Origin of the sequence: Stenotrophomonas geniculata ATCC 19374 = JCM 13324 (assembly GCF_001431625.1) — a bacterium.
Taxonomy (GTDB): domain Bacteria; phylum Pseudomonadota; class Gammaproteobacteria; order Xanthomonadales; family Xanthomonadaceae; genus Stenotrophomonas; species Stenotrophomonas geniculata.
Window position 1 is genome coordinate 19,696 of the sequence record NZ_LLXT01000107.1, and the last position, 24,084, is coordinate 43,779.

Consider the following 24,084-nt stretch of genomic DNA (forward strand, 5'->3'; position numbering starts at 1 on the left):
GCGTGGCGCCCTGTGGCGCCGACATGGAAACCCACTCGTAAGGACACCACATGCGAATCGTTCCCCCGAATGCCCGGCACGCCGCCGCCCACTGCAGTGCATCCGTGCGCCGCCTGCCGCCGCTCTGGCTGCTGTCACTTGGACTCGCCGCAGCGTCGGCACAGGCTCAGGAGGCCGCAGCACCCCTCGTGGAGACGCCCCCCGCTGCCGAGGCGCCCTTTGACGCGCCTGCAGGGACGGCGCACGTTGCAGCACCCACGGCGGCCGAAGCTGTTGCCGCGGCACCGGCTCCCAAAGTGCCGGCTGCCGTGACACCTCCTGTGACACCTGTGGTGGACGCGCAGCCGGCGCCGGCTGCGGACCCGGCGCCTGCGCCCGTTGCGCCCGCAGCGGCGGCGCCTGTGGCTGCACCGCCTGCCGTCGTCGAGCCAGCCGTCCCGGCGGTAGCTCCCGCGCCACCCGCCTTGGTCATCGTGCCGTTGCCGCCCGAGCAGGCGACCGAGCGTGCGCTCGGTGCTCGTTGTCCGGTGGATCTGGCCGGACGGCTGGCGGCCCAGGGCGAGCTGTTGATCGGCGCCTGCCAGGGCACGATGCCGGCGCATCTGGCCGCGCTGCTGGTCGCGCTGCCCCAGCAGGACATCCACCTGCCGCGCAGCTGGCGCGAGCGTGAGGTGCAACAGAAGGCGTGGTTCAAGGCGGTGCCGGGCTACGGCCAGCGCTCGGACTTCATCGTGCGGATGGGCGAGATCTGGGTGCGTTCGCTGGAAGGGCGCGACGCCGACAGCACGTTCTATCTGGTGTCAGCGCCGTTCACCTGCAGCGACCAGGTCGCCAACCGTGATGAGTTCGGCGCGGAACCGGTCCGCGTGCCAGCGGGTGATTGCCGCGAGGCCTATGTGGGCCAGCGTGTGTACCAGGTTCGCGGGGATGCGACGCCGAGGGATGTGACCGCCGAAGCCATGCCGGCCATCCCCCCGGTCACGGAAGCCGACCGTGCGCGCCAGCTGTCGCGCGAGGGTCGGATCAGCCTGGACCACAGCAAGTTGCAGTACGGCCCGGCCATGCGCTGGTTCGTGCAGTACCCGGAGTCGGCGCAGAAGGGTGGTCCGCGTGCCTACAGTGACTGGAACCGCGAGCACCTGGCCTTCGTGGTCTGGACTGGGGATCGCTTCGAGCTGCGTGAGAAGGTCGCGCGGGCGCAGTGGCCTTGTGACCCGGTAGCACCGGGCGATCGCGCCTGTGGTGGCTTCCCGGATTCCGGGCCGGATCTGTTCGTGACGGCCGGTACCCCCGCGCCGATGGCTGCCTCCGGTCCCTGAGCCGGAGTGCCGACGTGCAGCGGGAGCCGGGATGACCGGCTCCCGTGCAGTCCATCAGGCCTGCATGCTGCGGGTCTGGTTCTGCTGCTGTTCCAGTTGCTGGTCACGCTCAAGTGCATGGCGCTGACCGGCGGCCTGCTGGTCGATGCGCTGGCTGCTCTGCTCCAGCGGGGTGTTCATCGCCACGGCCGTGTCCACCGACACGCGAAGGTGAGCGGGGTCGCCGCCCTGGCCCTGCACCGCGAAGCTGCGCGAGGCATCGGCATTCATCACCACCTCGTCGATGCGCTTGCCGCCTGCCGCGTGCATTTCGGCGGCGAGGCTGCCCGCCAGCTGAGTACTCATCACGTCCGGCACGCGTCCGACCCGCACGTCCTGCGCATGCACGCCGCGGATCGCGTCGTTGAACAACGGGTTGCCCAGGTGGTTGGCATCGTCCATGCGCAGCATGCTGGTGTGATGGCCGTTCTTCTCCGCTTCGCGGCGTGCCGGTTCACCGGGCTGCAGCGGGCCGCGGATGTGGTCGTACAGATCGATGGCGCCGCCGGGGATGCCCCGTGCCGCGCGGGTGACGCCGCGACGCAGTGACTCGACGTCATCGCGGTACTCCTCGATCATCTTGGCGTTGTCCTTCGCCAGCTTCTGCGTTTCCGGATGTTTCAGCACCGAGCCTTCGTCGAGGAAGTTGCCCAGTTTGTGCGCGCCGAACGAGCTGGTCGCCGCAATGATCGGCCGGTCCGGAATCAGATCACGCAGGGCGTGATTGCTGAAGCCGTTCGCTGCCAGCGTCTTGATCTCGTCGGGCTTGGCATAGATGCGGACCTGGCCGAAGTGCGGCGAGGCGGCGCTGACCGGATCGGAGGCCATGACGTGGTTGATCATGGTGTTGCCGCCTTCCGGAATGCGGTAGCTGAGGCTGACCGCGCCGTAGGCATTGAAGGTCTCGCCCTTGACGTTGAAGTGGTGCGAGGTGATCTGGGCCAGGGCGCCGCCGAGGGAGTGGCCGGTGACGGTGACCTGGGGTGCAGGTCCGCCGCTCAAGCGGGACTGAAGTGCGGCGCCTTCAATTGTCCTCTGCGTCAATGCGATCGCGTCAGGTGCCTGGACATTGGTGCGTGCAACCACCATTCCGCCATCGGTCAGAATCGCATCTCGGGCGATCTGCTCGGTGCCACGATGGGCAATGACGATTTCTTTACTGTCTACGCGCTGATAGACCGTGCCCTGATAGCCGTTGAGTCGATTGTTGACATGCTCAAGAATCTTGTACTCATGCCCGTTCAACGTGACCTTTTCTTCCTGGCCGGGCGCACGTCGGCCTACGGCGCGATCCTTGTATGCATCATCGGATAACGCTGCGTAATCCTGGGAGGTGATGGTCACGGCGCCACCTCACTTGCGGAGAGGGAGATCGTAAACAGCTTGTCCTGCAGATCAGGGGCGTAACCGCTGCGATCGGGCTCACCACTGGCCGGGAAATTGGGCACGCGATCTGCCCGCGGATACACCAGATCCGGATAGTAGAGCGTATGGGCGCCACCTTCGGTCAATGGCTTGGCGTCTACGAAGGTCAGGAAGCGGGTATCTTCTTCGGCACCCGTTGCTTTCAGCATTGCCCCGGCACCGGTGAACTCCCACTTGCACACGCCACGGCCGTAGTAGTCCTCATCCAGCATGCGGTCCACATATAGCGTGCCACGGTACTCGCCGTCAGCGACCTTGCGCAGCTCCACCGGCTCCTGGCTGGTGATGCGTGCGGCGGTACCGGTGGCCGGTTCGATGTGCCCGCACTGGTCTTCGTTGGTCACGTCGTACTGCGCGACTCCCTCGACCACCGCGAAATCGCCGGGGGCATCCTTCAGGCGCAGCACCAGCTCATAGGCCTTGCGCGGGCTGGGGTTGAGCTTGGCGAGGCCACGCCCACCCTGGGCGACATCGGCTTCAGCAGCGGCACGTTCCTGGTTCATGGCGGTCTCCGGATTGCAGGCGGTCAATAGAAGCAGAGCAAGGCACGGGATCATCTTGTGGCGCAATGTCGGCCTCCTTGGGGGTAGGGATGGTTGAACTGGCAGCTCATGGCGCGAGTTTCTGCACAGTGGTGGTGGTTGAGAACAGCGCATTGCGCAGATCGGCGCGATAGCTGGAAGGATCTTCCTCGCCGCTCGCACCGTATCCGGTGATCTCTTCGATTCGGGGGTAGTCGGCGCGTGGGTAGTACCGCGTCAACGGGCTCCCCGCGTCCATGCGCTCCTTGTCGATGAACGTCAGGAATCGCGTATCCGCCTCGCCGCCCGTCGCGCGCAACATCGCACCGACACCCGTCAGCGTCCAATGGCAGACGCCACGCCCGTAGTAGTCCTCGTCCTGCATGCGGTCGAGGTAGAACGTACCGCGGTACTCGTTCTCACCCACGTGGCGCAGCACGACAGGTTCCTGGCTGGTGATGCGGCCCGCAGTGCCCGTTGCAGGCACGATCTGCCCGCATGCTGCGTAGTTGCGGGCGTCGTACTGGGCAACGCCCTCGACCACCGCGAAGGGACCGGGGGCATCCTTCAGTGTCAGTACCAGCTCGTAGCCCTGCTGCGGTGACGGGTTGAGCTTGGCCAGGCCGCGTCCACCTGCGGCAACGTCACGCTCTGCGTCTGCGTAAGGCGAGCAGGCCGTCAGTGTCAGAAAGAGGCCCATCGGTACGAGATGGCGTACCTTGCGTGTCGGGATGGCTACATCCATGGCGGCATCCTGCATCGTGCGTCCGTGTCCATATATCCTTCCCTGGTGACAGGTTTATCGATTATGGAGTGTTCTGGAAACCTGGCGCCAGCGACTGCTAGGCGTCGGCGACGGAATTTTGACGCATTCAGCGTTCGGCCGCGTCGCCGAATCGATTGCGGCACAGGCGATTCGAGGTTCGCGGGGCGATTGCGCCTTGCGCTCGACATTTCGCCGCCAATTTGTGACAACGGTCGCAAATTCACGCAACTCTCACGCAAGCGAACATTACGCCATGAACTACACGATCCGTGCCGAAGCCATTGATGATCACGCCATTCTCCATGCGCTCACCGAGGCCGCATTCCGGGACGCTGCGCACAGCAGCCATACCGAGCAGTTCATCGTCGACGCCCTGCGCGCCCGCGGGGAGCTGAGCGTTTCGCTGGTGGCCGAGATGGACGGCAAGGTGATCGGCCATGTGGCGGTGTCGCCGGTGACGATCAGCGATGGCAGCACGGGCTGGTTTGGCCTGGGGCCGATCTCGGTTTTGCCCGCGTGGCAGGGGCAGGGCATCGGTGCGGCCCTGATGCACGCCGCACTTGAAGCACTGCGGCAGAAGGGTGCACATGGCTGTGTATTGCTGGGCGAGCCGGCCTATTACGGTCGCTTCGGCTTCCGTGCCGAGCCGGGCCTGGTCCTGCCGGGTGTGCCTGCAGAGTACTTCCAGGCACTTTGCCTGCAGCCTCCGCTGGCGCAGGGCGAGGTGCAGTACTCACCTGCCTTCGAGGCGACGGCCTGATCCGGGCCTGGCACGTTCCCGCTCAGGGCGCGCGCCAGACGGTCGGTTCGGGTTGCGGCTTCGGAATGCGGTAGCCGCCGATGTGTTCAAGCAGTTCGTTGGTACGGCGCTGCTCGACCAGTACCTCACGCAGCAGGTTGCGCACGGCGAAGATGGCGAACGGCACCAGGATCCAGACCAGGCTGATGCCCAGCGCAAACAGGGTCAGCAGGGCTTTTGCACCATCCATGCACGGCGTTCCTTGGTCGAAAGCAGCCACGCTAGCACGTGGCCGCTGCCGACGGATGTCAGCCGTTATGCCGAAGATGGATGAGCGGATACGGACGGCCTTGCGAATCGAGCGGTGAGCGGCCGCTTTCGACGAAGCCCATGCGCAGGTAGAAGCCGACGGCCTGTGCGTTCTGTTCGTTGACGTCAGTGCTCAGCTGCGGATGCTGGGCAAGTGCATGTTGCAGCAGTTGCCGGCCGATCCCGGTGCCACGTACCTCGGGATCGATGAACAGCGCTTCCATGTGCGTGCCGTCGATCAGCATGAAGCCCAGCGGCCGATCCTGTGCATCGACAGCAACGGTCATCGGCGCCTGCGGCAGGAAACCGGCCACTTCGGCATCGATGGCCTGGCGGTCTTCGGCACTCAGGAAGTCGTGGGTGGCGTCGACGGCGCGACGCCAGAGGTCGACAAGGGCGGCGCCGTCGTCGGCGCGAGAGGGGCGCAGGGTGGTCATGGGTTCACCAAGGTGCTTCGGAAGAGTGCGAAGTATGAGGCTTTCCGGTAGCGCCTGCAGGCGAAGATTCATCCCGCGTCGCGGTGGCGGATGAAGGGGCTGTGCGCAGTCGCGTCCGCGCGCAGCACCACCCCATCCCCGAAGTCATCGCTGTCGTTGAAGGGCACGATTGGCCACTGCCGCCAGTGCGTCAGTCGCTCGCGGTAGGAGAGGGTGGCTGCAACCAGTGCTTCGTCGTGGGCCTGCACGCGTTCCGCTGCAAGCCCGGAACGCACGCCATGCACCACGCATGGCTCCATCACCTCGAAGCCGACGTAGCGCAGGCTGTACATCAACGGCCACAGCAGCAATCGGGTGTCGCCTTCGCGGCCGTCCACCGCGCATGCCCGTGCCGATGAACCGGTGGTGACGCTCAGCAATGCACGCTTGCCCTGCATCACGCCATGTTCGTGGCGCTGACGGCTGTTGTACATCGGCCCATATACCAGCACGCGGTCCAGCCAGCCCTTGAGGATGGCTGGCGCCGCGAACCACCACAGCGGGAACTGCAGGATCACCAGGTCTGCGACCCGCAGCAGGTGCAGGTGACGTCGCACATCGGCGGGTAACTGCTCCAGTTCGGCGCTGTGGCGTTGTTCGCGCTGGGCATCGAAGCGCTCGGGCTGCAGGCGCCGTGGATGGTGCCAGGCCGCTTCCAGCGGATCGAAGCCTTCCGCATACAGGTCGACCACATCCACCTGCGAGTGGTCGTGCCTCAGCTGCTCGGCCGCCTGCGCGGCGAGGTGGGCATTGAAGGAGCGGGGTTCGGGGTGGGCAAGCAGGATCAGGGCGCGCATGGGCGAGGTGTTCGAGGAGTGTGCGACCATCCTCGCGGTGCCGGCATGCCCCGGCAATTACGCACCTTGAGGTAACCATGGCCTATCCGGGCGATGTCTATGCCGCCGATTGCTCGGCGCGCGATGCGCTGGCGCTGATCTCCGGCAAGTGGGTGATGCTGCTGCTGCCGGCATTGGCGCAGGGCCCGCTTCGCAACGGCGCGTTGCTGCGGAAGATCGAAGGCATCTCGCAGAAGGTGCTGACCCAGACTCTGCGACAGCTGGAGCGCAATGGGCTGGTCGAGCGGTGTGACCGGGGCAGCAAACCGCTGCATGTCGAGTACCGCCTGACCGAGGTCGCGCACGGTCTGGTCGAGACGTTGTCCGCACTGGACCGCTGGGCGGAGCACAATTTCCCGGCGCTGGATGCGGCCCGCGAGCGCTTCGACGCGCGCTAGCGGCGCCTGTACGGCCCGGGGCGTACAATGCGGCCCCGGCGGCCATCCTGGCCCTGCACACACGCGAGAACCGCCATGACCGACGCCCTGGGCGTGCCGGTGCACGACACCGATGAACACTGGATGCGCCACGCGCTGGCGCTGGCCGAGCGCGCGCAGCGCGAGTTCGACGAAATTCCGGTCGGAGCCGTGCTGGTGGGTGCCGATGGCCAGCTGCTGGGGGAGGGCTGGAACCTCAACATCGCCTCGCACGACCCCAGCGCGCACGCCGAGATCGTGGCGATGCGGGCCGGCGGAAAGCTGCTGGCGAACCACCGCCTGCTCGGCAGCACGCTGTATGTGACCCTGGAGCCGTGCGCGATGTGCGCGATGGCGATCGTGCATGCACGCGTCGCCCGTCTGGTCTACGGCGCCAGTGACCCCAAGACGGGCGCCTGCGGCAGCGTGTTCGACCTCATTGGCGACGCCCGCCACAACCATCGCGTCGAGATTCACGGCGGGGTGCTGGCCAAGGAAGCCAGTACACGCCTGACCAATTATTTCCGCGCCAAACGTGGCAAGCCGCCGCTGCTGCTGGAAGACCACGCCGGCGAGGGCTGAGGGGCGAACGGGTATGATGGGCGCCTCTTTTCATTACCGGTGGGCCGCGCGCCTGCCCAGCAACGAGGCGACACAATGGCGGACACCGGCGCGGCCAACGAGCGACTGATCTGGATCGACCTGGAGATGACCGGGTTGGACACCGACAACGATTCGATCATCGAGATCGCCACGGTGGTTACCGATGCCCAGCTCAACGTGCTGGCCGAGGGCCCTGAATTCGCCATCCATCATCCGCTGGAAACGCTGGAAGCGATGGACGAGTGGAACCGCAACCAGCATCGTCGTTCGGGCCTGTGGCAGCGCGTGGTGGACAGCACCACCACGCTGGCCCAGGCGGAGGCGCAGACCGTGAACTTCCTGGCACAGTGGATTCCGGCCGGCCTGTCGCCGATGTGCGGCAACTCGATCTGCCAGGACCGCCGCTTCCTGCACCGCCAGATGCCCCGCCTGGAGAAGTATTTCCACTACCGCAACCTGGACGTGTCCACGGTGAAGGAACTGGCCAAGCGATGGGCGCCGACCGTGGCCGCCGGCGTCGGCAAGAACAGCAACCACACCGCGCTGAGCGACGTGCACGACTCGATCGCCGAGCTGCGCCACTACCGCCAGTTCATGGGGGCGCTTTCCGGCCTTTCGACGCCTTGATCGGTAGTGCCGGCCGCTGGCCGGCAAGGCGCCGGGGGCGGATGCCTTTCCAGCGGAAAGGGCTCTGACCCCTCTGTCGTGCCCCGCGACGAACTGTTCAACTCCCTGGCGCTAAGATCGGCGCCATGAACGAGCCCATCCTGCTCCCCCGCGACATCGCCCACGACGCCCGCGACTGGTCCGACCTGCAGCGGGCGGTGGCGCTGCTGGAAGCGCCGACCCTGACCGCGCGCATGGCCAACCTGGTTGGCACGCCGCTGGAGTTCGCGGTGAAAGCACTGCCCAGTTCGGTCTCCAACCGCATCCACGGTGCGGTGCAGGCGGCGCTGACCAAATCGGCGCAGGCCGCGCTGTGGAGCATGGACAACACCCCGGGCAAGGGGGCCTCCACCCGCTGGCACAAATTGGCGGCGGCCACCTCCGGCGCGGTCGGCGGGGCATTCGGCTTTGCGGCCTTGTTCATCGAGCTGCCGGTGTCGACCACCATCATGATGCGCGCGGTGGCCGACGTGGCCCGCAGCGAGGGCTTTGACCTGTCCGAATTCAGCACCCGCCAGGCCTGCCTGGAGGTGTTCGCGCTGGGTGGCAACTCGCCGCGCGATGACGCCAGCGAGACCGGCTACTACCTGGCCCGCGGCTTCACCACCGACGTGATGCGCCACCTGTCGGCCGAATTGGCCGGGCGCGTGGTGACCGGCCGCGACCTGACCCTGAGCGTGGCACCGAAGGAGGCCGGCAAGCTGCTGGCGAAGATGGTGGAGAAAGTGGCGGCGCGTTTCGGCGTGGTGGTCACCGAGAAATTCGCCGCGCAGGCGGTGCCGATTGTCGGTGCCGCTGCAGGTGCAACGCTCAATACCATGTTCACCGACTACTACCAGGACATGGCGCGCGGTCACTTCATCGTGCGCCGGCTGGAGCTGAAGTACGGGGAAGACGTGGTGCGCACCTGCTATGACCGCGTGGCGCATGGCGCGGTAAAGATCGAACCCCGCCTGGAGTAGATCCACGCCATGCGTGGATGAGCCTTCATGCCGGGCCATCCTTGCCTGCCGGGCACAACTGTTTTGCCACAACACGCCTGTTGCCTTTCGCAGGCGGTCCCCATTCTTGCTGGCACTCCCCCCGCAAGAGATGTCCGCCATGTTGTTCACCTCCCACCGTCTGGGCCCGCTGACCCTGCCCAACCGCATCGTGATGCCGCCGATGACCCGCTCGCGTGCGGCTGCCGGCAACGTTGCTACCGCCGAGATGGCGACCTACTACGCGCAGCGTGCCGGTGCCGGCCTGATTGTCAGCGAAGGCACCCAGATCAGCCCGCAGGGCCAGGGCTATGCCTGGACGCCGGGCATCCACAGCCCCGAACAGGTAAAGGGCTGGCGGCAGGTGACCGATGCGGTGCACGCCGCCGGTGGCCGCATCTACGCGCAGTTGTGGCACGTCGGCCGCGTCTCGCATGTGGCCCTGCAGCCCGATGGCGCAGCGCCGGTGTCTTCCTCGGCATTGCTGGCCGATGGCGTGAAAGTGTTTGTCGACCCGACAGGGGCAGGTCCCGAAGCCGGCGTCGGCGAGATGATCCAGCATTCGATGCCGCGTGCGCTGCGCGAAGACGAGATTCCGGGCATCGTCGCCGATTACGCGCAGGCCGCCCTCAATGCGCTGGAGGCGGGCTTCGACGGCGTCGAACTGCATGGCGCCAATGGCTACCTGATCAACCAGTTCATCGACTCGCAGGCCAACCAGCGTACCGATGGCTATGGCGGTTCGCTGCAGAACCGGCTGCGCTTCCTGCGAGAGGTCGTGCAGGCGGTGGTCGAGGTTGCCGGTGGCGAGCGTGTGGGCGTGCGCCTGGCGCCGCTGACCACGCTGCAGGGGGCGGTGGACGATACGCCGCAGGCGACCTATCTGGCTGCCGCACACCTGCTCGGTGAGATGGGGGTGGGCTACCTGCACATTGCCGAAGCGGATTGGGATGATGCGCCGCTGATGCCGGTGGCGTTCAAGCAGGCGCTACGCATGGTCTACCCGGGCACGCTGATCTACGCCGGCAAGTACACCGCCGAGCGCGCCGGGCAGGCGCTGGCCGAAGGCTGGGCCGACCTGATCGGTTTCGGCCGGCCGTTCATTGCCAACCCGGACCTGCCCGAGCGCCTGCGTACGGGTGCAGAACTGAATCCGCCGGATCGCGCCACATTTTTCGGTGGTGGTGCGAAGGGTTTCACCGATTACCCGGCGCTGGAAGAGGCCGCCGAGGCCTGATGCCCATCGGTGGGTGCCGACCGTTGGTCGGCACTCCCGGGTTGGATCAGGGCTTGTCGCGCACCAGCGCGTCCGCTTCGACCACGCCGCCATCCTTGCCATGCAGGTACAGGTGCATGTCCTGCTGCGGGTACGGGATGTTGATGCCGGCCTTGTCATAGCCCAGCTTCAGCTGTTCCAGCAACGTGACTTTGGTACCGAACCAGTCGGCCGACTTCACGTAGCAGCGGATGCCGAGGTTGATCGCGTGCGCGCCGAGTTCGTATACCACCACGTCCGGTGCTGGCGTCTGCAGCACGCGCGGGTCGGCCTTCATCAGCGCCAGCGCGGTGTCGCGTGCCAGCTGGATGTTGTCTTCGTAGCCGATGCCGATCACCAGTTCGACGCGGCGCGTCGGTTCGGCGGTGAGGTTGATGATCGGCGCGGCGGTGATCAGTGTGTTCGGAATGGTGGTGTGCTGGTTGTCGGCGCCGGTAAGCACGGTCTGGAAGATGCGCACTTCGCGCACGGTGCCGGTCTGGCCGGCCACGGTGACCACATCGCCCACGCGGAACGGTCGCAGCGTCACCAGCATCACGCCCGAGGCGATGTTGGACAGCGAATCCTTCAATGCCAGGCCGACCGCCAGGCCAGCGGTGCCGAGCACGGCCAGCAGCGGGGTGATCTGCACGCCCAGCGTGCCGATCGCCAGCACCACTACGATCACAATCGATGCGGCATACACCACGTTGCGCAGAAAGCTGCCGAGCATCGGATCCACGCCCATGCGCGCAGTGGCGCGCGGCATCGCATTGGACAGGCGTCGTGCCACCCACATGCCGACCAGCAGCACCACGATGGCGGCCAGCAGCGGCACACCATAGGTCTCCAGCAGGCGTTCCCAGTCGAGCGAGTGGAACCAGGGCGTTGCGGCGGGGATTGAGGCGGGTGGGGCAGTAGCAATCATGCGGGCTCCTTGTCGAACCGGGCGCGGCGCTCAAGAGCGCCAGAAACGAAAAACCCCGCAGAGGCGGGGTTGCATGCGGGCAGATTATCGACATGGCGAGATGAACGTGGTGTCAGCCGCCTTCGATCAATGCGCCTGTGCCCTTGAGCAGCGAGCGTAGTCCTTGCACCAGATGTGGTTCTACCGTGCTGAGCCAGAGGCGGCCGGGCACCAGTTCCTCCAAGGCGCAGCCGGGAGTGCCTTGCAGTATCTCCGCCAATGTCTTGCCGGGCGCGACGGGCGCACCCAGCTGCGCTGGATTCAGCAGGCTAAGGGGGAAAATGTTGCGGGCCCTGCGCAGGCGAACCTCCGGCGGAGCGTCATACCAGATCTGGTTGCGGTCTTCTTCATCCTGCGGCTGTGTTCCATCACAGTAGCCACTGATGTAGGCCTGCGGGCTGCGCTCAAAGGGGGGATGAGTGACGTAGCCGAAGTCCCAGTCATACAGGGCGATCAGCCCCGCCAGAAGCTCCCGGAATGAATGCGGTTCCAGAGGGAAGCGAGCATCCTTGGAGAACAGAGCGAATTCCGTTCCAAGCTCGTGACTTGAGAGGAAATCGACGGATACCGTCAGATCGTAGGCGGGCGCGTCGCTTCCTTTGGGTACAGCGACAACACTGAGGAGCGTCAGCTCGTTGAAGCCACAGGCCAGAAGTCTTCGATGTGCTGCATTGCCCAGCTTCGCCAAATTGCTGCTGTGGCCCTTCCCGTCAGATGCAAAGTAGGTGGCTTGAACTCCACGCTCTTCGAGCATGGATATCGCTAGCTCATGAAATTTCTGGAAATCCTGCGCTCCTGCCAGTGGGCCAGAGTAGTTGAACAGTCCAAGCGCGAAGGGGATGGTCATGAGGCGAATGTTGCCGGGAAGTGATTTCAGTCCTCGCAGTGTGCGTCGGCCAATTCAGGGCGCCTACTGGAATAGTTGCAAATGCCGTATCGGGCCCGTAGGTCTTCCCCAAAAGCAGAAACCCCGCCGAGGCGGGGTTTCTGTTTGCAGCTTGTAACGGGATCAGCCGTTGGCTTTCAGCTTGGCCAGGCGCAACCAGGTATCGACCACGGTGTCCGGGTTCAGCGACACCGACTCGATGCCTTCCTGCATCAGCCACTCGGCCAGATCCGGGTGATCGGACGGGCCCTGGCCGCAGATGCCGACATACTTGCCCTTGGCACGTGCTGCCTTGATCGCCATCGACAGCAGCTTCTTCACTGCCGGGTTACGCTCGTCGAACAGGTGCGCGACGATCGACGAGTCGCGGTCCAGGCCCAGGCTCAGCTGGGTCAGGTCGTTGGAGCCGATCGAGAAGCCGTCGAAGATTTCCAGGAATTCATCGGCGAGCAGTGCGTTGGACGGCACTTCGCACATCATGATGATCTTCAGGCCGTTCTCGCCCTGCTTCAGGCCGTTCTGTTCCAGCACCTCGATGACCTTGCGGCCTTCTTCCAGGGTGCGCACGAACGGAATCATGACCCACAGGTTGTCCAGGCCCATTTCGTTGCGCACGCGCAGCACGGCCTTGCACTCCAGCGCGAAGGCGGCCGAGAAGCTCGGGTCGACGTAACGGCTGGCGCCGCGGAAGCCGATCATCGGGTTCTCTTCGTGCGGCTCGTAGTTGCTGCCGCCGATCAGGTTGGCGTACTCGTTGGACTTGAAGTCCGACAGGCGCACGATCACGGCGTTCGGTGCAACCGAGGCGGTGAGGGTGGCGATGCCTTCGGCCAGGCGGTCGACGTAGAAGCTGACCGGATCACCGTAGCCGGCGATCTTCTCGTCGATCTTCTTCTTGGTCGCCGCGTCCTGGCGGTCGTACTCCAGCAGCGCGTTCGGGTGGATGCCGATGTGGCTGGCGATGATCATTTCCAGGCGGGCCAGGCCGATGCCGGCGTTCGGCAGCTGGCCGAAGTCGAAGGCACGTTCCGGGTTGGCCACGTTCATCATGATCTTCAGCGGTGCCGGCGGCATGTTGCCCAGATCGGTGGTGGTGCGCTCGAAGCCGAGCTTGCCTTCGTAGATGAAGCCGGTATCGCCTTCAGCGCAGCTGACGGTGACCAGCTGGCCATCTTCGATGACCTTGGTGGCGTTGCCCGAACCGACCACGGCCGGCACGCCCAGCTCGCGCGCGATGATCGCGGCGTGGCAGGTACGGCCACCACGGTTGGTGACGATGGCCGAGGCGCGCTTCATCACCGGCTCCCAATCGGGATCGGTCATGTCGGCGATCAGCACGTCGCCCGGCTGCACGCGGTTCATGTCGTCCAGCGTCTTCACCACGCGGGCTACGCCCGAGCCGATCTTGGCACCGACGGCACGGCCTTCGGCCAGCACGTTGCCGCCCTTTTCGGTCAGCGCGAAGCGCTCGATCTGGGTGGCGTGGCTGCGCGACTTCACCGTTTCCGGGCGTGCCTGCACGATGAACAGCTTGCCGCTGACACCGTCCTTGGCCCACTCGATGTCCATCGGGCGGCCGTAGTGCTTTTCGATGACCAGCGCCTGCTTGGACAGTTCCTGCACGTCCTCGTCGCTGATCGAGAAGGTGTTGCGCAGCTCTGCCGGGGTGTCCTCGATCTTCACGCGCTCGCCGGGGACGTCCGAATACACCATGCGGATCGCCTTGCTGCCGAGCGAGCGGCGCAGGATCGCCGGCTTGCCGGCCTGCAGGGTGGGCTTGTAGACGTAGTACTCGTCCGGGTTGACCGCGCCCTGCACGACCATTTCGCCCAGGCCGAACGAGGAGGTGACGAACACCACGTCGCGGAAGCCGGACTCGGTGTCCAGGGTGAACAGCACGCCGGAGGAACCGACGCCCGAACGCACCATCAGCTGCACGCCGGCGGACAGGAACACGTCCTCATGCTTGAAGCCGTGGTGCACGCGGTAGGCAATGGCACGATCGTTGTACAGCGAGGCGAACACTTCCTTGACCTTGTGCACGACGTCGTCGGCACCGGTGACGTTGAGGAAGGTTTCCTGCTGGCCGGCGAAGGATGCATCCGGCAGATCCTCGGCGGTGGCCGACGAACGCACGGCCACGGCCACGTCGCCGCCGCCATTGTCGGCGCTCAGCTTGGCGTAGGCGGTGCGGATGTCCTGGTCCAGCTGCGGCTGCAGCGGCGCGTCGATCACCCAGCTGCGGATCTCCTTGCCCGCGGCGGTCAACGCGTTGACGTCCTCGACGTCCAGCGTGGCCAGCTTGTCGAAGATGCGCTTGGACAGGTCGTTGTGCGCGATGAAGTCCTTGAAGGCTTCAGCGGTGGTCGCATAACCTCCGGGAACGGAGACGCCCAGACCGGCCAGATTGCCGATCATCTCGCCCAGCGAGGAATTCTTGCCGCCTACGCGGGCCAGGTCGGCCAGACGCAGTTCGTGCAACCACAGGATGTTCTCGTTCAAGCGCGATGCTCCGTTTGGCCATCGCCCGAGGCGGGCTGAGTGGCCGCGTCCGTAGGAAGAAGCCGATATGATGCCGGGCAGACCGCTGTCGACACAAGCTTGTGTTGGCGGCCCTTTTAGGCTTCGTAGGGGGTAAAAGCGCGCATGTCGACCATCCGTCCGGTGTTCTACGTTTCCGATGGAACCGGTATCACCGCTGAAACCATTGGGCATAGCCTGCTGACCCAGTTCTCTGGGTTCAGCTTCATTACCGACCGGATGTCGTTTGTCGACGACCCCGAAAAAGCCCGGGAAGCCTGTTCCCGGATCCAGGCGGCGGGGGAGCGGTACCAGGTCCGGCCGATCGTGGTGAACTCCTGCGTGGACCAGAGCCTGAGCCTGATCCTGGCCGACAGTGGTGCCCTGATGCTGGACGTGTTCGCGCCGTTCATCGAGCCGCTGGAGCGTGAGTTGTCCAGTTCGCGCGTGAACCGTGTGGGCCAGGCCCATGGCATGGTCGACTTCGATACCTACCACCGCCGCATCAACGCGATGAACTTCGCGCTGACCCATGACGACGGTATCGCGGTGAACTACGACGACGCCGACGTGATCCTGGTGGCGGTGTCGCGCGCCGGCAAGACACCCACCTGCATCTACCTGGCCCTGCATTACGGGGTGCGCGCGGCCAACTACCCGCTGACCGACGAGGACCTGGAAAGCGACCGCCTGCCGCCACGGCTGCGCAACTACCGGCGCAAGCTGTTCGGCCTGACCATCGACCCGGACCGCCTGCAGCAGATCCGCCAGGAGCGCCGCCCGAACTCGCGCTACGCCAACCTGGATACCTGCAAGCGCGAGGTGGCCGCGGCCGAGGTGATGTTCCAGATGGAGCGGATCCCGACCCTGAGCACCACCCATACCTCGATCGAGGAGATTTCCAGCAAGGTGCTGGCCACGCTGGGGCTGCAGCGCGAGCTGTATTGAGGCGCGCGCCACGACCAACGGTCGTGGCCTACCGATGCTGCGGGAAACCCCTCGTGCGTGGTGGGTATCGACCGGTGGTCGATACCGGGCCCCTTTGGCCGGGGCGATCCCGCCCCCACGTTGAAGCACCAACGTGTAGGATCGACCCATGGCCCGCGCCTTGCCCCGCACCGAACGCATTCCCCGCCTGAGCCGGCTGAGCTGGCTCATGGGCCTGTATGCGGAAAACTACCGCCATCTGGTGCGCCTGTTCGAACCTGCTGGACTGGTGGCGGGCAGCTACATTTCCTCGATCGGCGACGGCCTGGATGTTCGTCTGGACGTGATCGAGTGCCACCGTTACACGGTGGAACTGCGCCTGACCTACGACCTGGCCGACCCGGTCACCGGAGAGCCGGACCCGTCGGCCTATGTGCGGCTGTACCGTGACGCCCGCCAGGCCGAGACCACCCACTGCTACGTGGGCCGCCGCTGGCAGGACACGATGGGCCTGTATCCGCCGCCGGCGGAGCTGATCAGCCATCGCATGCGGATGAACACCTTCCTCGGCAAGTGGCTGGAATACCTGGCCGAGCGCGGCCACGGCGTCGCCACCCTGCGCCGTGATCCCGATGGTGCCGGCACGCCCACTGAGCGCCGCCTGTCGCTGGTGCGCTGATCGGCCATAATCCATGGCTGACCTGCCGCTGGATGCATGCCCCATGCCGTATACCCCGATCGTCGCCACCCTGGGCTACGTGCTGTCGCCCGATCGTCGCCAGGTGCTGATGATCCATCGCAATACCCGCCCCGGTGATCATCATCTGGGCAAGTACAACGGGCTGGGTGGCAAGATCGAAGCGGACGAGGACGTGGCCGCCAGCATGCGCCGCGAGATCCAGGAAGAGGCCGGTATCGACTGCACCAGCATGCGCCTGCGCGGCACTCTCAGCTGGCCGGGTTTCGGCAAGCATGGCGAGGACTGGCTGGGCTTCGTGTTCGTCATCGATGGATTCGAGGGCACCCCGCACGGCGGCAACCACGAGGGCACGCTGGAGTGGGTGGACCTGGACAAGCTGGACACGCTGCCGATGTGGGAGGGCGACCGCAACTTCCTGCCGCTGGTGTTCGATACCGACCCTCGCCCGTTCCACGGCGTGATGCCGTACAAGGACGGCCGCATGGTGAGCTGGTCCTTCAGCCGTCTGTAACCTGGCGAATCGTGTGGGTGCCACCCATTCCGGTGGGGGCCAACCGTGGTTGGCACGCTCTTCTGGTTGATTAATGCCCGGGTAATATTGACGGCCGCAAATTACCCGGGCAATATTGGTGCATCGCCTCTGATGCCATTGCCATGCCTGCGTCCCGACTCCCTCCCTTCAGTTGCTTCGACGGCCATCGCCTGGTCGCTTCCGGTACCCCGGAGGTGGCGGCGCTGGCGCTGAAACAGCTGCGCGCCGGCAACGCTGCCGGACCGCTGCTGGTGTTCGACAACACTACCGGCCGCACCCGTGATTTCGATACGCGTGGTAGCGACGCAGAACTGCTGGCGCGGGTCATCGAAGCGTTTCCCGCAGCCGTCGAGGCGGATGCCGACATCACTGCTGAAGATGTGCCGGCAACCCCGCGCGGCCGTGGCCGCCCCAAGCTGGGCGTGGTTGCCCGCGAGGTAACGTTGTTGCCGCGCCATTGGGCGTGGCTGACCGAACAGCCGGGTGGCGCCTCCGTGGTTCTGCGCAGGCTGGTGGAGGCGGCCAGCCGTGCCGGTGCGGACAAGGACCAGCAGCGCCGCCACAGCGAGCGTGCCTATCACTTCCTGCAGACCATCGCCGGCGACCTGCCGGGTTTCGAGGAGGCGATCCGTGTCCTGTTCGCGCACGACCGGGCGGGCCTGGAAATGGCGTTGCGCAGCTGGCCCGAGGACGTGCGCAACCACGCCCTGCGCCTGGCATTCGAGAGCGCCGACGGCTGAGCCATCGCGCCGTCGTTGAGCGGCGGCGCCACCTGATCGCGGGCCACGGCCCGCTTCCCCTGTGCGTGCTTTGCTGGCGGAAACGCCGGGCAGGGCAGCCCTTGCCCAGAGAGTCCCATGACCCCCCCTGTACATCCGACACCCCCGGCCGCACCACCGCTGTGGCGCACCTACCTGGCCCTGCTGCTGCCGATGCTGCTGACCAATGCGCTGCAGCTTGCCGCAGGCACGCTGGACAACATCTACCTCGGCCATCTGCTGGGGACGCAGGCGGTGGCTGCCGCCGCAGCGTTCTTCCCGGTCTTCTTCCTGCTGTTGGCCCTGGTAATGGGCCTGGCGACCGGTGCGATGGTGCTGATCGGCCAGGCCTGGGGCGCGGGCCGGCCGCAGCAGGCGCGCGCTGTGGCTGGCAGCGCGGTGGCGCTGATCCTGCTCATGTCGGTGCTGGTGATGGTCGTGGGCGGCGGTTTCGCTCCAGAGCTGCTGGTGGCACTCGGTACGCCGGCCCCGATCCTCGGCGAATCCATCGTCTATGCCCGTATCCTGCTGCTGGCGGTACCGGTGTTCTTCCTGCTGTGGCTGGCCACTGCGGTGAGCCGCGCGGTGGGCGATGCGAAGACGCCGCTGCATGCGCTGCTGCTGGCCACGGTGGTCGGCCTGCTGTGCACGCCGCTGCTGATCCTGGGCTGGGCCGGCCTGCCGCAGCTGGGCGCAGCCAGTGCGGCAGTCTCGGCGGCGCTCGCCTCGCTGCTGGCCCTGGCCTGGCTGATGTGGCGGTGGCAGCGGATGGGGCACCCGTTGGCACCGGGGCATGAGTTGCTGCGAGCGATCCGTTTCGATGGAGCACTCATCCGTCCGATGCTACGCATCGGCGTACCGTCCTCGCTGCAGATGCTCAGTCTGGCCGTGGCCGAGATCGTGCTGCTGGGCTGGATCAATCGCCACGGCTATACCGCCACGGCCGCCTACGGCGCGGTCAATCAGTTGATGAGCTGGGTGCAGCTGCCTGCGATGTCGCTGGGCATCACCGCCACCATCCTCGCCGCGCATGCGCTGGGGGCGGGACGTACGGCACGGCTGCCCGCCATCGCCCGCACCGGCGTGCTGCTTGGACTGGCGATACTGAGTGGGGTGGTGATGCTGGTTGTGGCGCTGGCGCCCTGGTTGACTGGCCTGATCCTGGCGGCGACCGACGTGCGCGAACTGGCCACGCAGCAATTGCGCACCGTGGTGTGGGGCGTGCTGGCGATGGGAGGCAGTGCGGTGCTGGTCGGAGTGATGCGAGGCGGCGGCACGGTGTTGTTGCCGGCGTTGCTGGGCATGGCGGCCGTATTGCTGCTGGAGCTGCCACTGGCGATGTGGCTGCAGTCCCGGCACGGACTGGCCGGGCTGTGGTGGGCGTGGCCGCTGGGGTTGCTGGCCATGCTGGTGATGCAGGTGCTCTGTTTTGCTCGCTGGAGGCGGGTGCAGGCTGGGTAGTGCCGGCCGCTTGCCGGCAATCCGGAATCTTCGGGGCAGCCGGCCAGCGGCCGGCTCTACCACTCGGTCAGGCGGGCAGCTTCAGCGCCGCTGTGCCAACAGCAGGTGGAAGTGCTTTTCGCGGGTCTGGCCGTCATTGCCGGCCGCGGATTCCCGGTGGCTGCGCCAGGCCGAGACACGGAAGCCCGATACCCGCAGTGCGAGCTCCACCACATCCAGCTCATGCAGTTGGAAGTCGGCAGCGAATGGCAGGCTGCGCATGAAGCTGGCGTCGCCAAAGGCCAGGCACAGGCGGCCGCCCCGGCGCAGTACCCGCGCCAGCTCATCCAGCACCGGGGCCAGGTTCGGCCAGAAGTACAGGGTGTTGACCGCCAGCGCGGCATCCATCGCGGCATCGGCGACCGGCAGCGCATGGGCGTCGCCGTGCCGCATCGCCGCACGCTCGGCCAACCCGGCGCTGGCCAGCCGCTGGTTGCCGGCCTCGACCATGGCGGTGGACAGCTCGATGCCCAGATAGTGGCTGCCGGTGGCCTGCAGCATCAGCGGCGCGAAGGCCGCATTGCCCGGGCCGACCTCCAGGACCTGTTCACCGGCGCCGACGGCCAGCAGCCCGATCGCGGCCAGGTTGAGTGCGCCGTTGCTGCGGTTCATCGAGTCGGCGACCGCCAACGCGGCCTCGCCATGGGGCTGCCGCAGTTGTGCGGCCAGGGTGGGAGCATCCAGCATCATCATCGTCCATTACAGAGTTTCGGACGTGGCGGCGGCGGGTCCGCCGGTGACCATAGCGCCGACCTTGTGGCTTGGGAAGTAGGGAAACCCCGATGCAGGGTGATGAGGAAATGTCCAACGTCGCAGTCGGTTAGATCTGGTTGTCCACAGGGGGTGTGGATTACGCGTGGGCAACTTTGTGGATAAGCTGCGACAGGCGCCACCCCCCTAGGCTGTCAAGATGGGTGGCGAAAAATTCACCGCTGGTGAGGACAGGTGAGGGAGCGGTGAAGGCTGGGTCCTGCCAGCGCTGTCGCCAGTGGCGGCGCTCGCGGTAACCTGTGGGCCTTGATGCTCCGTGAGACCCCATGAAACGTCACTTCTCGATGCTGCGCGAATTCCAGCTGGCCGACTGGTTCACCCTGGCCAATGCTTTCTGCGGCACCGGTGCGGTCTTTGCCGCGATGCGCTTCCTGCAGGACGGCGAGCGCGGCTACCTGCTGTTCGGCATGGCGTTGATCCCGCTGGCTTTCATCTTCGATGCGCTCGACGGGCGCATCGCGCGCTGGCGCAAGTCCAGCTCTACCCTGGGCCGCGAGCTGGACTCGCTGTCCGACGTGATCTCCTTCGGCGTGGCGCCGGCGGCGCTGGCCTATGCCTGCGGCATGCAGGGCGGCTGGGACTGGCTGGTGCTGAGCTACTTCGTCTGCTGCGGCGTCAGCCGCCTGGCGCGCTACAACGTCACCGCCGAGGCGCTGGCCGGCGACGAGGGCAAGGTCAGGTTTTTCGAGGGCACTCCGATCCCGACCAGCCTGGTGCTGGTGATCGTGCTGGCGATCGCCGCCGGTACCGATGCCATCGGCCAGGACCTCTGGTTCGGCCAGTGGCAGATCGGTCCGTGGCAGCTGCACCCGATGGTGCTGCTGTTCGCCCTGTCCGGGTCGCTGATGATCAGCAAGACCCTGCGCATTCCCAAGCCATGAGCCAGCCCTGCGGAGGCCTGTGATGACCAGCTCGGCCCATGACGCCGGCAGCAGCGATTTCGAAGCCCTGGCGCGGCAGTACTTCGGCGCCTGGGGCGATGCCCTGCGCCATGCGAGCACGCCCGGTGCGCCGGCCGGTGACGACCCCGGCAGCTGGCAGCGGTTATTCGACTGGTGGGGCCAGCTGTTGCCCGAACAGGGGCAGGGCGCACCGGAAGATGCCGTGCGCCGGTTCCGCGAACAGGCGGGCAGCTGGTACGGCACCATGCAGGAAGTGGCCGCGCGTTTCGCCGGCCGCGACGCCAGCAGCGCGGACGTGGCACAGGCCTGGCGCGAGGCGGTGCAGGGGCAGGGCGACGGCATGCTGCAGTGGATGCTGCAGGGGGCCAGTGGCAGCACCCACGCCGGCGCCGCCGTGCCCGAATTCGCCGCATGGCTGCAGCAGTTCCAGCTGCAGGCTGGCCCGTGGCTGCAGAGCCCGGCATTCGGCCCGGGCCGCGAACACCAGGCGCGCTGGCAGGCACTGCTGCGCGCACAGGAGGAATACCAGCAGCATTCGCGCGCCTACGTTGATCAGATCAGGCAGGCGCTGGATGAGGCCTTTGCGCTGTTCGAGCAGCGCCTGGCCGAGCACGAACAGCCCGGCACCCAGCTGACCAGCGCCCGCGCGATGTTCGACCTGTGGATCGAAGTGGCCGAAGAGGCCTACGCCAAGGTCGCCATGTCCGAGCCGTTCCAGCAGGTATATGCCTCGCTGGGCAACGCACAGATGCGCCTGCGCGCCGGCCTGCAGCGTGAGGTGGAACAGATGAGTGAACGCATCGGCCTGCCGACCCGCAGCGAGATGGATGCCGCACACCGCCGTATCGCCGAGCTGGAGCGCAGCCTGCGTCGCCTGCAGGCACAGGTGGCGGTGCTGGCTGGAACTGCCGAGGTGGACCCAGTGGCGCAGCCGGCGCCGGCGAAGGTGAAGCCGGCCGTACGCAAGGCCGCGAAGAAGGCCGCGCCGGCAAAGAAGGCGGCTGCGAAAAAGGCGTCAGCGAAAAAGGCCACACCTCGCACTTCCACTCGGACGCGTGACCGATGAAGGGGCCGCTGGGCTTCAACGCCGATGACCTGATGCAGGAAACCCTGGCCATGCAGCGCAAGCTGATGGAAGGGCTGAAGCTGCTGCCGCAGGTGGAAGACGTGGACTATGGCGTGACCGCGCGTGAGGAAGTCTGGCGCGACGGCAAGGTGGTGCTGTACCGCTTCGTCGGCGAACAGTCACCGACCCGGCGTACGCCGCTGCTGATCGTCTACGCGCTGGTCAACCGGCCGTACATGGTCGACCTGCAGGCTGACCGTTCGCTGGTGCAGAAGCTGCTGGCGCTGGGCCAGGACGTGTACGTGCTGGACTGGGGCTACCCGGATCGCTCGGAGCGCTTCCAGACCCTAGAGGACTACCTGCTGCGCTACATCGATGGTGCCGTCGATGCGTTGCGTGCGCGCAGTGGTGGCCCGGTCGACCTGCTGGGTATCTGCCAGGGCGGCGTGTTCGCACTCTGCTACGCCGCGTTGCGCCGGCAGAAGCTGGGCAAGCTGATCACCATGGTCACCCCGGTCGATTTCCAGACGGACGACAACATGCTCTCGCATTGGGCGCGGCAGGTGGACGTGGACCTGCTGGTCGACACGCTGGGCAACATCCCGGCCGACCTGATGAATGCCAGTTACCTGATGCTCAAGCCGTTCCGCTTGAACGTGCAGAAGTACGTAGGCCTGCTCGACATCCTCGATGACAAGGCCGCGCTGGAGGACTTCCTGCGCATGGAGAAGTGGATCTTCGACTCGCCGGACCTGGCGGGCGAGGCGTTCCGCGACTTCATCAAGCAGTTCTACCAGGGCAACGGATTGATGAACGGCACGGTGCGGATCGGCGAGGAAGCGGTGGATCTGTCGCAGGTGACCCTGCCGGTGCTGAACATCTACGCCGAGCAGGACCATCTGGTACCGCCGGACGCCTCGCGCGCGATGCGTGGGCGCTTGGGCACGGACGACTACACCGAGTCCAGTTTCCGCGGTGGCCATATCGGCATCTACGTGTCCGGCCGTGCGCAGCGCGAAGTGCCGGCCACGATCGATGGCTGGTTGAAGGCGCGTGACCTGTAGAGTCGAGCCATGCCCGACTGACCTGGGGGGATGATGACGTACCGGATTCTGTTGATTCTTGCGGCACTGCTGGCAGCGCCGCTTGCCCACACCGCACCCAGTGCGGATGCACGGCGGGAGATCGCCCAGCTGATCGCCAGCCTGGACGGCTCCCAATGCCGCTTCCAGCGCAATGGCAGCTGGCACGATGGCAGTGATGCGCGCGCGCACCTGCAGCGCAAGTACGACTACCTGCTGAAGAAGGACATGGTGGACAGCGCCGAGCAGTTCATCGAGCGCGCTGCCAGCCAGAGCAGCATGAGTGGCAAGCCCTACCGCATCCAGTGTCCGGGACAGCCTGAACAGACCGCAGCCGCTTGGTTCGGCGCACGCCTGCAGGCCCTGCGCCACCGCACGCCGTAGACATGGGGGCGGTGTAGAGTCGAGCCATGCTCGACTGCTTTTTCCCGCAGCCCAGGAGAACCGCCATGAACACCACGCCGCGCACGCTGTCGCGTTCGTTGAACGACCGCATGATTGCCGGCGTGATGGGCGGCATCGCCCACCGCTTCGGCTGGAACCCCACGCTGGTGCGGATCGTGTTCGTGCTGGTCTCGATCGGCTCGGCGGCCTTCCCTGGCATCCTGGTCTACCTGATCCTGTGGCTGCTGATGCCGAACGAGGCCGATTGAAGACTGCCCCTGAGCCCTGGCCGATCTGGCTGCGCGCGCTGCAGGTACTGGGCGCGGTGTGGACGTCACCCAATTCCCTGATCGGCCTGATCGGCGGCCTGGCCGGCATGCTCGGCGGCGCGACATTGCGCTGGAGCGGCCGTGACTGTGCGTTGGTGTTCGACCGCTGGCCGTGGGGGCCGGGTGGGGCGATCACGCTGGGCAATGTGATCCTGCATACCGGTCATGATCTGGGCATTTCGTGCCGGACCTATGCGCATCAGGCGGGGTGGGGCGTGGAGCCGCTGATCCGGCTGGACGACCACGAACGCGCGCACGTCTACCAGTACATGGTGCTGGGGCCGCTGTACCTGCCGGTGTACCTGCTGTGTGGCGGGGTGAGTGCGCGGAATCCATTCGAGCGCGCAGCCGATTATTTCGCCCGGTACGGGCGTGGCTGGTGGCCGTAGGTTCCAGCCAACGGCGCAGCC

28 protein-coding genes are annotated in these 24,084 nt (G+C 66.2%); 18 read left to right on the forward strand and 10 right to left on the reverse strand.

Going from position 1 to position 24,084, the window contains the following annotated elements; translation table 11 throughout:
- Window positions 1-50: 50 nt before the first annotated feature.
- On the forward strand, window positions 51-1,319 hold the full coding sequence (locus tag ARC63_RS11640) for a hypothetical protein (protein WP_414615434.1): 1,269 nt from the start codon (window positions 51-53) through the stop codon (window positions 1,317-1,319).
- A gap of 54 nt (window positions 1,320-1,373) precedes the next feature.
- Here ARC63_RS11640 and ARC63_RS11645 read toward each other — a convergent pair whose 3' ends face one another.
- The 3 genes from ARC63_RS11645 to ARC63_RS11655 are packed head-to-tail and all read right to left on the reverse strand — an operon-like array spanning window position 1,374 to window position 4,049.
- Entirely contained in the window at window positions 1,374-2,702 is a 1,329-nt protein-coding gene (locus ARC63_RS11645) for an XVIPCD domain-containing protein (RefSeq protein WP_057503360.1), read from the reverse strand.
- The gene (locus tag ARC63_RS11650; protein WP_057503361.1) at window positions 2,699-3,352 is read right to left on the reverse strand and encodes a hypothetical protein; all 654 of its coding nucleotides are present in this window, start codon (window positions 3,350-3,352) and stop codon (window positions 2,699-2,701) included. The genes ARC63_RS11645 and ARC63_RS11650 overlap by 4 nt, the downstream gene beginning before the upstream one ends.
- Window positions 3,353-3,392: 40 nt before the next feature.
- Window positions 3,393-4,049, reverse strand: coding sequence for a hypothetical protein (locus ARC63_RS11655; protein ID WP_057503373.1), 657 nt, complete (start codon window positions 4,047-4,049; stop codon window positions 3,393-3,395).
- A 274-nt stretch (window positions 4,050-4,323) separates the two neighbouring features.
- Here ARC63_RS11655 and ARC63_RS11660 point away from each other — a divergent pair, with 274 nt between their 5' ends.
- Window positions 4,324-4,830 carry a GNAT family N-acetyltransferase gene (locus tag ARC63_RS11660; RefSeq protein WP_057503362.1) on the forward strand — a complete coding sequence of 169 codons (507 nt, stop codon included), beginning with the start codon at window positions 4,324-4,326 and terminating at the stop codon, window positions 4,828-4,830.
- A gap of 22 nt (window positions 4,831-4,852) precedes the next feature.
- On the opposite strand, the gene ARC63_RS11665 is transcribed toward ARC63_RS11660, so the two are convergent.
- The 3 genes from ARC63_RS11665 to ARC63_RS11675 all read right to left on the reverse strand — a co-directional run bounded on the left by ARC63_RS11665 (window position 4,853) and on the right by ARC63_RS11675 (window position 6,391).
- Window positions 4,853-5,059: a hypothetical protein gene (locus ARC63_RS11665; RefSeq protein WP_005410107.1), complete on the reverse strand. Its 207-nt coding sequence runs from the start codon at window positions 5,057-5,059 to the stop codon at window positions 4,853-4,855.
- A gap of 58 nt (window positions 5,060-5,117) precedes the next feature.
- A complete protein-coding gene (locus ARC63_RS11670; protein ID WP_057503363.1) occupies window positions 5,118-5,555 on the reverse strand; it encodes an acetyltransferase in 438 nt (145 codons plus the stop codon).
- 68 nt (window positions 5,556-5,623) lie between these two features.
- Window positions 5,624-6,391: an NAD(P)H-dependent oxidoreductase gene (locus ARC63_RS11675; protein WP_057503374.1), complete on the reverse strand. Its 768-nt coding sequence runs from the start codon at window positions 6,389-6,391 to the stop codon at window positions 5,624-5,626.
- A 77-nt stretch (window positions 6,392-6,468) separates the two neighbouring features.
- Between ARC63_RS11675 and ARC63_RS11680 the strand changes: the two genes are divergently transcribed.
- The 5 genes from ARC63_RS11680 (at window position 6,469) to ARC63_RS11700 (ending at window position 10,332) form a co-directional block, all read left to right on the forward strand.
- Window positions 6,469-6,828 carry a winged helix-turn-helix transcriptional regulator gene (locus ARC63_RS11680; protein WP_010484895.1) on the forward strand — a complete coding sequence of 120 codons (360 nt, stop codon included), beginning with the start codon at window positions 6,469-6,471 and terminating at the stop codon, window positions 6,826-6,828.
- A 75-nt stretch (window positions 6,829-6,903) separates the two neighbouring features.
- Window positions 6,904-7,428, forward strand: a complete 525-nt coding sequence (gene tadA / locus ARC63_RS11685) for a tRNA adenosine(34) deaminase TadA (protein WP_010484897.1) — start codon at window positions 6,904-6,906, stop codon at window positions 7,426-7,428.
- A gap of 75 nt (window positions 7,429-7,503) precedes the next feature.
- The gene (orn, locus tag ARC63_RS11690; RefSeq protein ID WP_043402905.1) at window positions 7,504-8,076 is read left to right on the forward strand and encodes an oligoribonuclease; all 573 of its coding nucleotides are present in this window, start codon (window positions 7,504-7,506) and stop codon (window positions 8,074-8,076) included.
- 125 nt (window positions 8,077-8,201) lie between these two features.
- Window positions 8,202-9,077 (forward strand): EcsC family protein, encoded by an 876-nt coding sequence (locus tag ARC63_RS11695; protein ID WP_057503364.1) that lies wholly within the window; start codon window positions 8,202-8,204, stop codon window positions 9,075-9,077.
- A gap of 139 nt (window positions 9,078-9,216) precedes the next feature.
- A complete protein-coding gene (locus ARC63_RS11700) occupies window positions 9,217-10,332 on the forward strand; it encodes an alkene reductase (protein WP_057503375.1) in 1,116 nt (371 codons plus the stop codon).
- A gap of 46 nt (window positions 10,333-10,378) precedes the next feature.
- On the opposite strand, the gene ARC63_RS11705 is transcribed toward ARC63_RS11700, so the two are convergent.
- The 3 genes from ARC63_RS11705 to ppsA all read right to left on the reverse strand — a co-directional run bounded on the left by ARC63_RS11705 (window position 10,379) and on the right by ppsA (window position 14,705).
- Complete coding sequence (locus ARC63_RS11705) at window positions 10,379-11,278, reverse strand: mechanosensitive ion channel family protein (RefSeq protein ID WP_057503365.1); 900 nt, start codon at window positions 11,276-11,278, stop codon at window positions 10,379-10,381.
- 112 nt (window positions 11,279-11,390) lie between these two features.
- A complete protein-coding gene (locus ARC63_RS11710) occupies window positions 11,391-12,164 on the reverse strand; it encodes a hypothetical protein (RefSeq protein WP_057503366.1) in 774 nt (257 codons plus the stop codon).
- Window positions 12,165-12,326: 162 nt separating this feature from the next.
- Entirely contained in the window at window positions 12,327-14,705 is a 2,379-nt protein-coding gene (gene ppsA, locus ARC63_RS11715; protein ID WP_019338196.1) for a phosphoenolpyruvate synthase, read from the reverse strand.
- 144 nt (window positions 14,706-14,849) lie between these two features.
- Here ppsA and ppsR point away from each other — a divergent pair, with 144 nt between their 5' ends.
- The 5 genes from ppsR (at window position 14,850) to ARC63_RS11740 (ending at window position 19,101) form a co-directional block, all read left to right on the forward strand.
- Window positions 14,850-15,671 carry a posphoenolpyruvate synthetase regulatory kinase/phosphorylase PpsR gene (gene ppsR / locus ARC63_RS11720; RefSeq protein ID WP_010484909.1) on the forward strand — a complete coding sequence of 274 codons (822 nt, stop codon included), beginning with the start codon at window positions 14,850-14,852 and terminating at the stop codon, window positions 15,669-15,671.
- 148 nt (window positions 15,672-15,819) lie between these two features.
- A complete protein-coding gene (locus ARC63_RS11725; protein WP_010484911.1) occupies window positions 15,820-16,329 on the forward strand; it encodes a DUF1249 domain-containing protein in 510 nt (169 codons plus the stop codon).
- A 43-nt stretch (window positions 16,330-16,372) separates the two neighbouring features.
- The gene (locus ARC63_RS11730) at window positions 16,373-16,861 is read left to right on the forward strand and encodes an NUDIX hydrolase (protein WP_019660268.1); all 489 of its coding nucleotides are present in this window, start codon (window positions 16,373-16,375) and stop codon (window positions 16,859-16,861) included.
- 143 nt (window positions 16,862-17,004) lie between these two features.
- On the forward strand, window positions 17,005-17,622 hold the full coding sequence (locus ARC63_RS11735) for a DUF2239 family protein (RefSeq protein ID WP_057503367.1): 618 nt from the start codon (window positions 17,005-17,007) through the stop codon (window positions 17,620-17,622).
- 117 nt (window positions 17,623-17,739) lie between these two features.
- On the forward strand, window positions 17,740-19,101 hold the full coding sequence (locus ARC63_RS11740) for an MATE family efflux transporter (RefSeq protein ID WP_019338199.1): 1,362 nt from the start codon (window positions 17,740-17,742) through the stop codon (window positions 19,099-19,101).
- Between the two features lie 81 nt (window positions 19,102-19,182).
- On the opposite strand, the gene ARC63_RS11745 is transcribed toward ARC63_RS11740, so the two are convergent.
- A complete protein-coding gene (locus tag ARC63_RS11745; RefSeq protein ID WP_010484920.1) occupies window positions 19,183-19,833 on the reverse strand; it encodes a class I SAM-dependent methyltransferase in 651 nt (216 codons plus the stop codon).
- A gap of 344 nt (window positions 19,834-20,177) precedes the next feature.
- Between ARC63_RS11745 and ARC63_RS11750 the strand changes: the two genes are divergently transcribed.
- From ARC63_RS11750 to ARC63_RS11775, 6 genes are all read left to right on the forward strand, one after another.
- A complete protein-coding gene (locus tag ARC63_RS11750) occupies window positions 20,178-20,792 on the forward strand; it encodes a CDP-alcohol phosphatidyltransferase family protein (RefSeq protein ID WP_019338201.1) in 615 nt (204 codons plus the stop codon).
- A 22-nt stretch (window positions 20,793-20,814) separates the two neighbouring features.
- Window positions 20,815-21,879 (forward strand): class III poly(R)-hydroxyalkanoic acid synthase subunit PhaE, encoded by a 1,065-nt coding sequence (phaE, locus tag ARC63_RS11755; protein WP_057503368.1) that lies wholly within the window; start codon window positions 20,815-20,817, stop codon window positions 21,877-21,879.
- Window positions 21,876-22,943 (forward strand): class III poly(R)-hydroxyalkanoic acid synthase subunit PhaC, encoded by a 1,068-nt coding sequence (phaC, locus tag ARC63_RS11760; protein ID WP_010484926.1) that lies wholly within the window; start codon window positions 21,876-21,878, stop codon window positions 22,941-22,943. The genes phaE and phaC overlap by 4 nt, the downstream gene beginning before the upstream one ends.
- Window positions 22,944-22,976: 33 nt before the next feature.
- Window positions 22,977-23,345, forward strand: coding sequence for a YfeK family protein (locus ARC63_RS11765; protein WP_029379982.1), 369 nt, complete (start codon window positions 22,977-22,979; stop codon window positions 23,343-23,345).
- A 65-nt stretch (window positions 23,346-23,410) separates the two neighbouring features.
- Window positions 23,411-23,614: a PspC domain-containing protein gene (locus ARC63_RS11770; protein ID WP_010484929.1), complete on the forward strand. Its 204-nt coding sequence runs from the start codon at window positions 23,411-23,413 to the stop codon at window positions 23,612-23,614.
- Complete coding sequence (locus ARC63_RS11775) at window positions 23,611-24,063, forward strand: hypothetical protein (RefSeq protein ID WP_057503369.1); 453 nt, start codon at window positions 23,611-23,613, stop codon at window positions 24,061-24,063. Before ARC63_RS11770 ends, ARC63_RS11775 begins: the two co-directional genes overlap by 4 nt.
- The last annotated feature ends 21 nt before the right edge of the window (window positions 24,064-24,084 follow it).

Bases quoted from the DNA above. Each gene is read 5' to 3' on its own strand.
- ARC63_RS11640 (WP_414615434.1), top strand. From the start codon at position 51: ATGCGAATCGTTCCCCCGAATGCCCGGCACGCCGCCGCCCACTGCAGT.
- ARC63_RS11655 (WP_057503373.1), bottom strand. From the start codon at position 4,049: ATGGATGTAGCCATCCCGACACGCAAGGTACGCCATCTCGTACCGATG.
- ARC63_RS11660 (WP_057503362.1), top strand. From the start codon at position 4,324: ATGAACTACACGATCCGTGCCGAAGCCATTGATGATCACGCCATTCTC.
- ARC63_RS11665 (WP_005410107.1), bottom strand. From the start codon at position 5,059: ATGGATGGTGCAAAAGCCCTGCTGACCCTGTTTGCGCTGGGCATCAGC.
- ARC63_RS11670 (WP_057503363.1), bottom strand. From the start codon at position 5,555: ATGACCACCCTGCGCCCCTCTCGCGCCGACGACGGCGCCGCCCTTGTC.
- ARC63_RS11675 (WP_057503374.1), bottom strand. From the start codon at position 6,391: ATGCGCGCCCTGATCCTGCTTGCCCACCCCGAACCCCGCTCCTTCAAT.
- ARC63_RS11680 (WP_010484895.1), top strand. From the start codon at position 6,469: ATGGCCTATCCGGGCGATGTCTATGCCGCCGATTGCTCGGCGCGCGAT.
- tadA (WP_010484897.1), top strand. From the start codon at position 6,904: ATGACCGACGCCCTGGGCGTGCCGGTGCACGACACCGATGAACACTGG.
- orn (WP_043402905.1), top strand. From the start codon at position 7,504: ATGGCGGACACCGGCGCGGCCAACGAGCGACTGATCTGGATCGACCTG.
- ARC63_RS11695 (WP_057503364.1), top strand. From the start codon at position 8,202: ATGAACGAGCCCATCCTGCTCCCCCGCGACATCGCCCACGACGCCCGC.
- ARC63_RS11700 (WP_057503375.1), top strand. From the start codon at position 9,217: ATGTTGTTCACCTCCCACCGTCTGGGCCCGCTGACCCTGCCCAACCGC.
- ARC63_RS11705 (WP_057503365.1), bottom strand. From the start codon at position 11,278: ATGATTGCTACTGCCCCACCCGCCTCAATCCCCGCCGCAACGCCCTGG.
- ARC63_RS11710 (WP_057503366.1), bottom strand. From the start codon at position 12,164: ATGACCATCCCCTTCGCGCTTGGACTGTTCAACTACTCTGGCCCACTG.
- ppsR (WP_010484909.1), top strand. From the start codon at position 14,850: ATGTCGACCATCCGTCCGGTGTTCTACGTTTCCGATGGAACCGGTATC.
- ARC63_RS11725 (WP_010484911.1), top strand. From the start codon at position 15,820: ATGGCCCGCGCCTTGCCCCGCACCGAACGCATTCCCCGCCTGAGCCGG.
- ARC63_RS11730 (WP_019660268.1), top strand. From the start codon at position 16,373: ATGCCGTATACCCCGATCGTCGCCACCCTGGGCTACGTGCTGTCGCCC.
- ARC63_RS11735 (WP_057503367.1), top strand. From the start codon at position 17,005: ATGCCTGCGTCCCGACTCCCTCCCTTCAGTTGCTTCGACGGCCATCGC.
- ARC63_RS11740 (WP_019338199.1), top strand. From the start codon at position 17,740: ATGACCCCCCCTGTACATCCGACACCCCCGGCCGCACCACCGCTGTGG.
- ARC63_RS11745 (WP_010484920.1), bottom strand. From the start codon at position 19,833: ATGATGATGCTGGATGCTCCCACCCTGGCCGCACAACTGCGGCAGCCC.
- ARC63_RS11750 (WP_019338201.1), top strand. From the start codon at position 20,178: ATGAAACGTCACTTCTCGATGCTGCGCGAATTCCAGCTGGCCGACTGG.
- phaE (WP_057503368.1), top strand. From the start codon at position 20,815: ATGACCAGCTCGGCCCATGACGCCGGCAGCAGCGATTTCGAAGCCCTG.
- phaC (WP_010484926.1), top strand. From the start codon at position 21,876: ATGAAGGGGCCGCTGGGCTTCAACGCCGATGACCTGATGCAGGAAACC.
- ARC63_RS11765 (WP_029379982.1), top strand. From the start codon at position 22,977: ATGACGTACCGGATTCTGTTGATTCTTGCGGCACTGCTGGCAGCGCCG.
- ARC63_RS11770 (WP_010484929.1), top strand. From the start codon at position 23,411: ATGAACACCACGCCGCGCACGCTGTCGCGTTCGTTGAACGACCGCATG.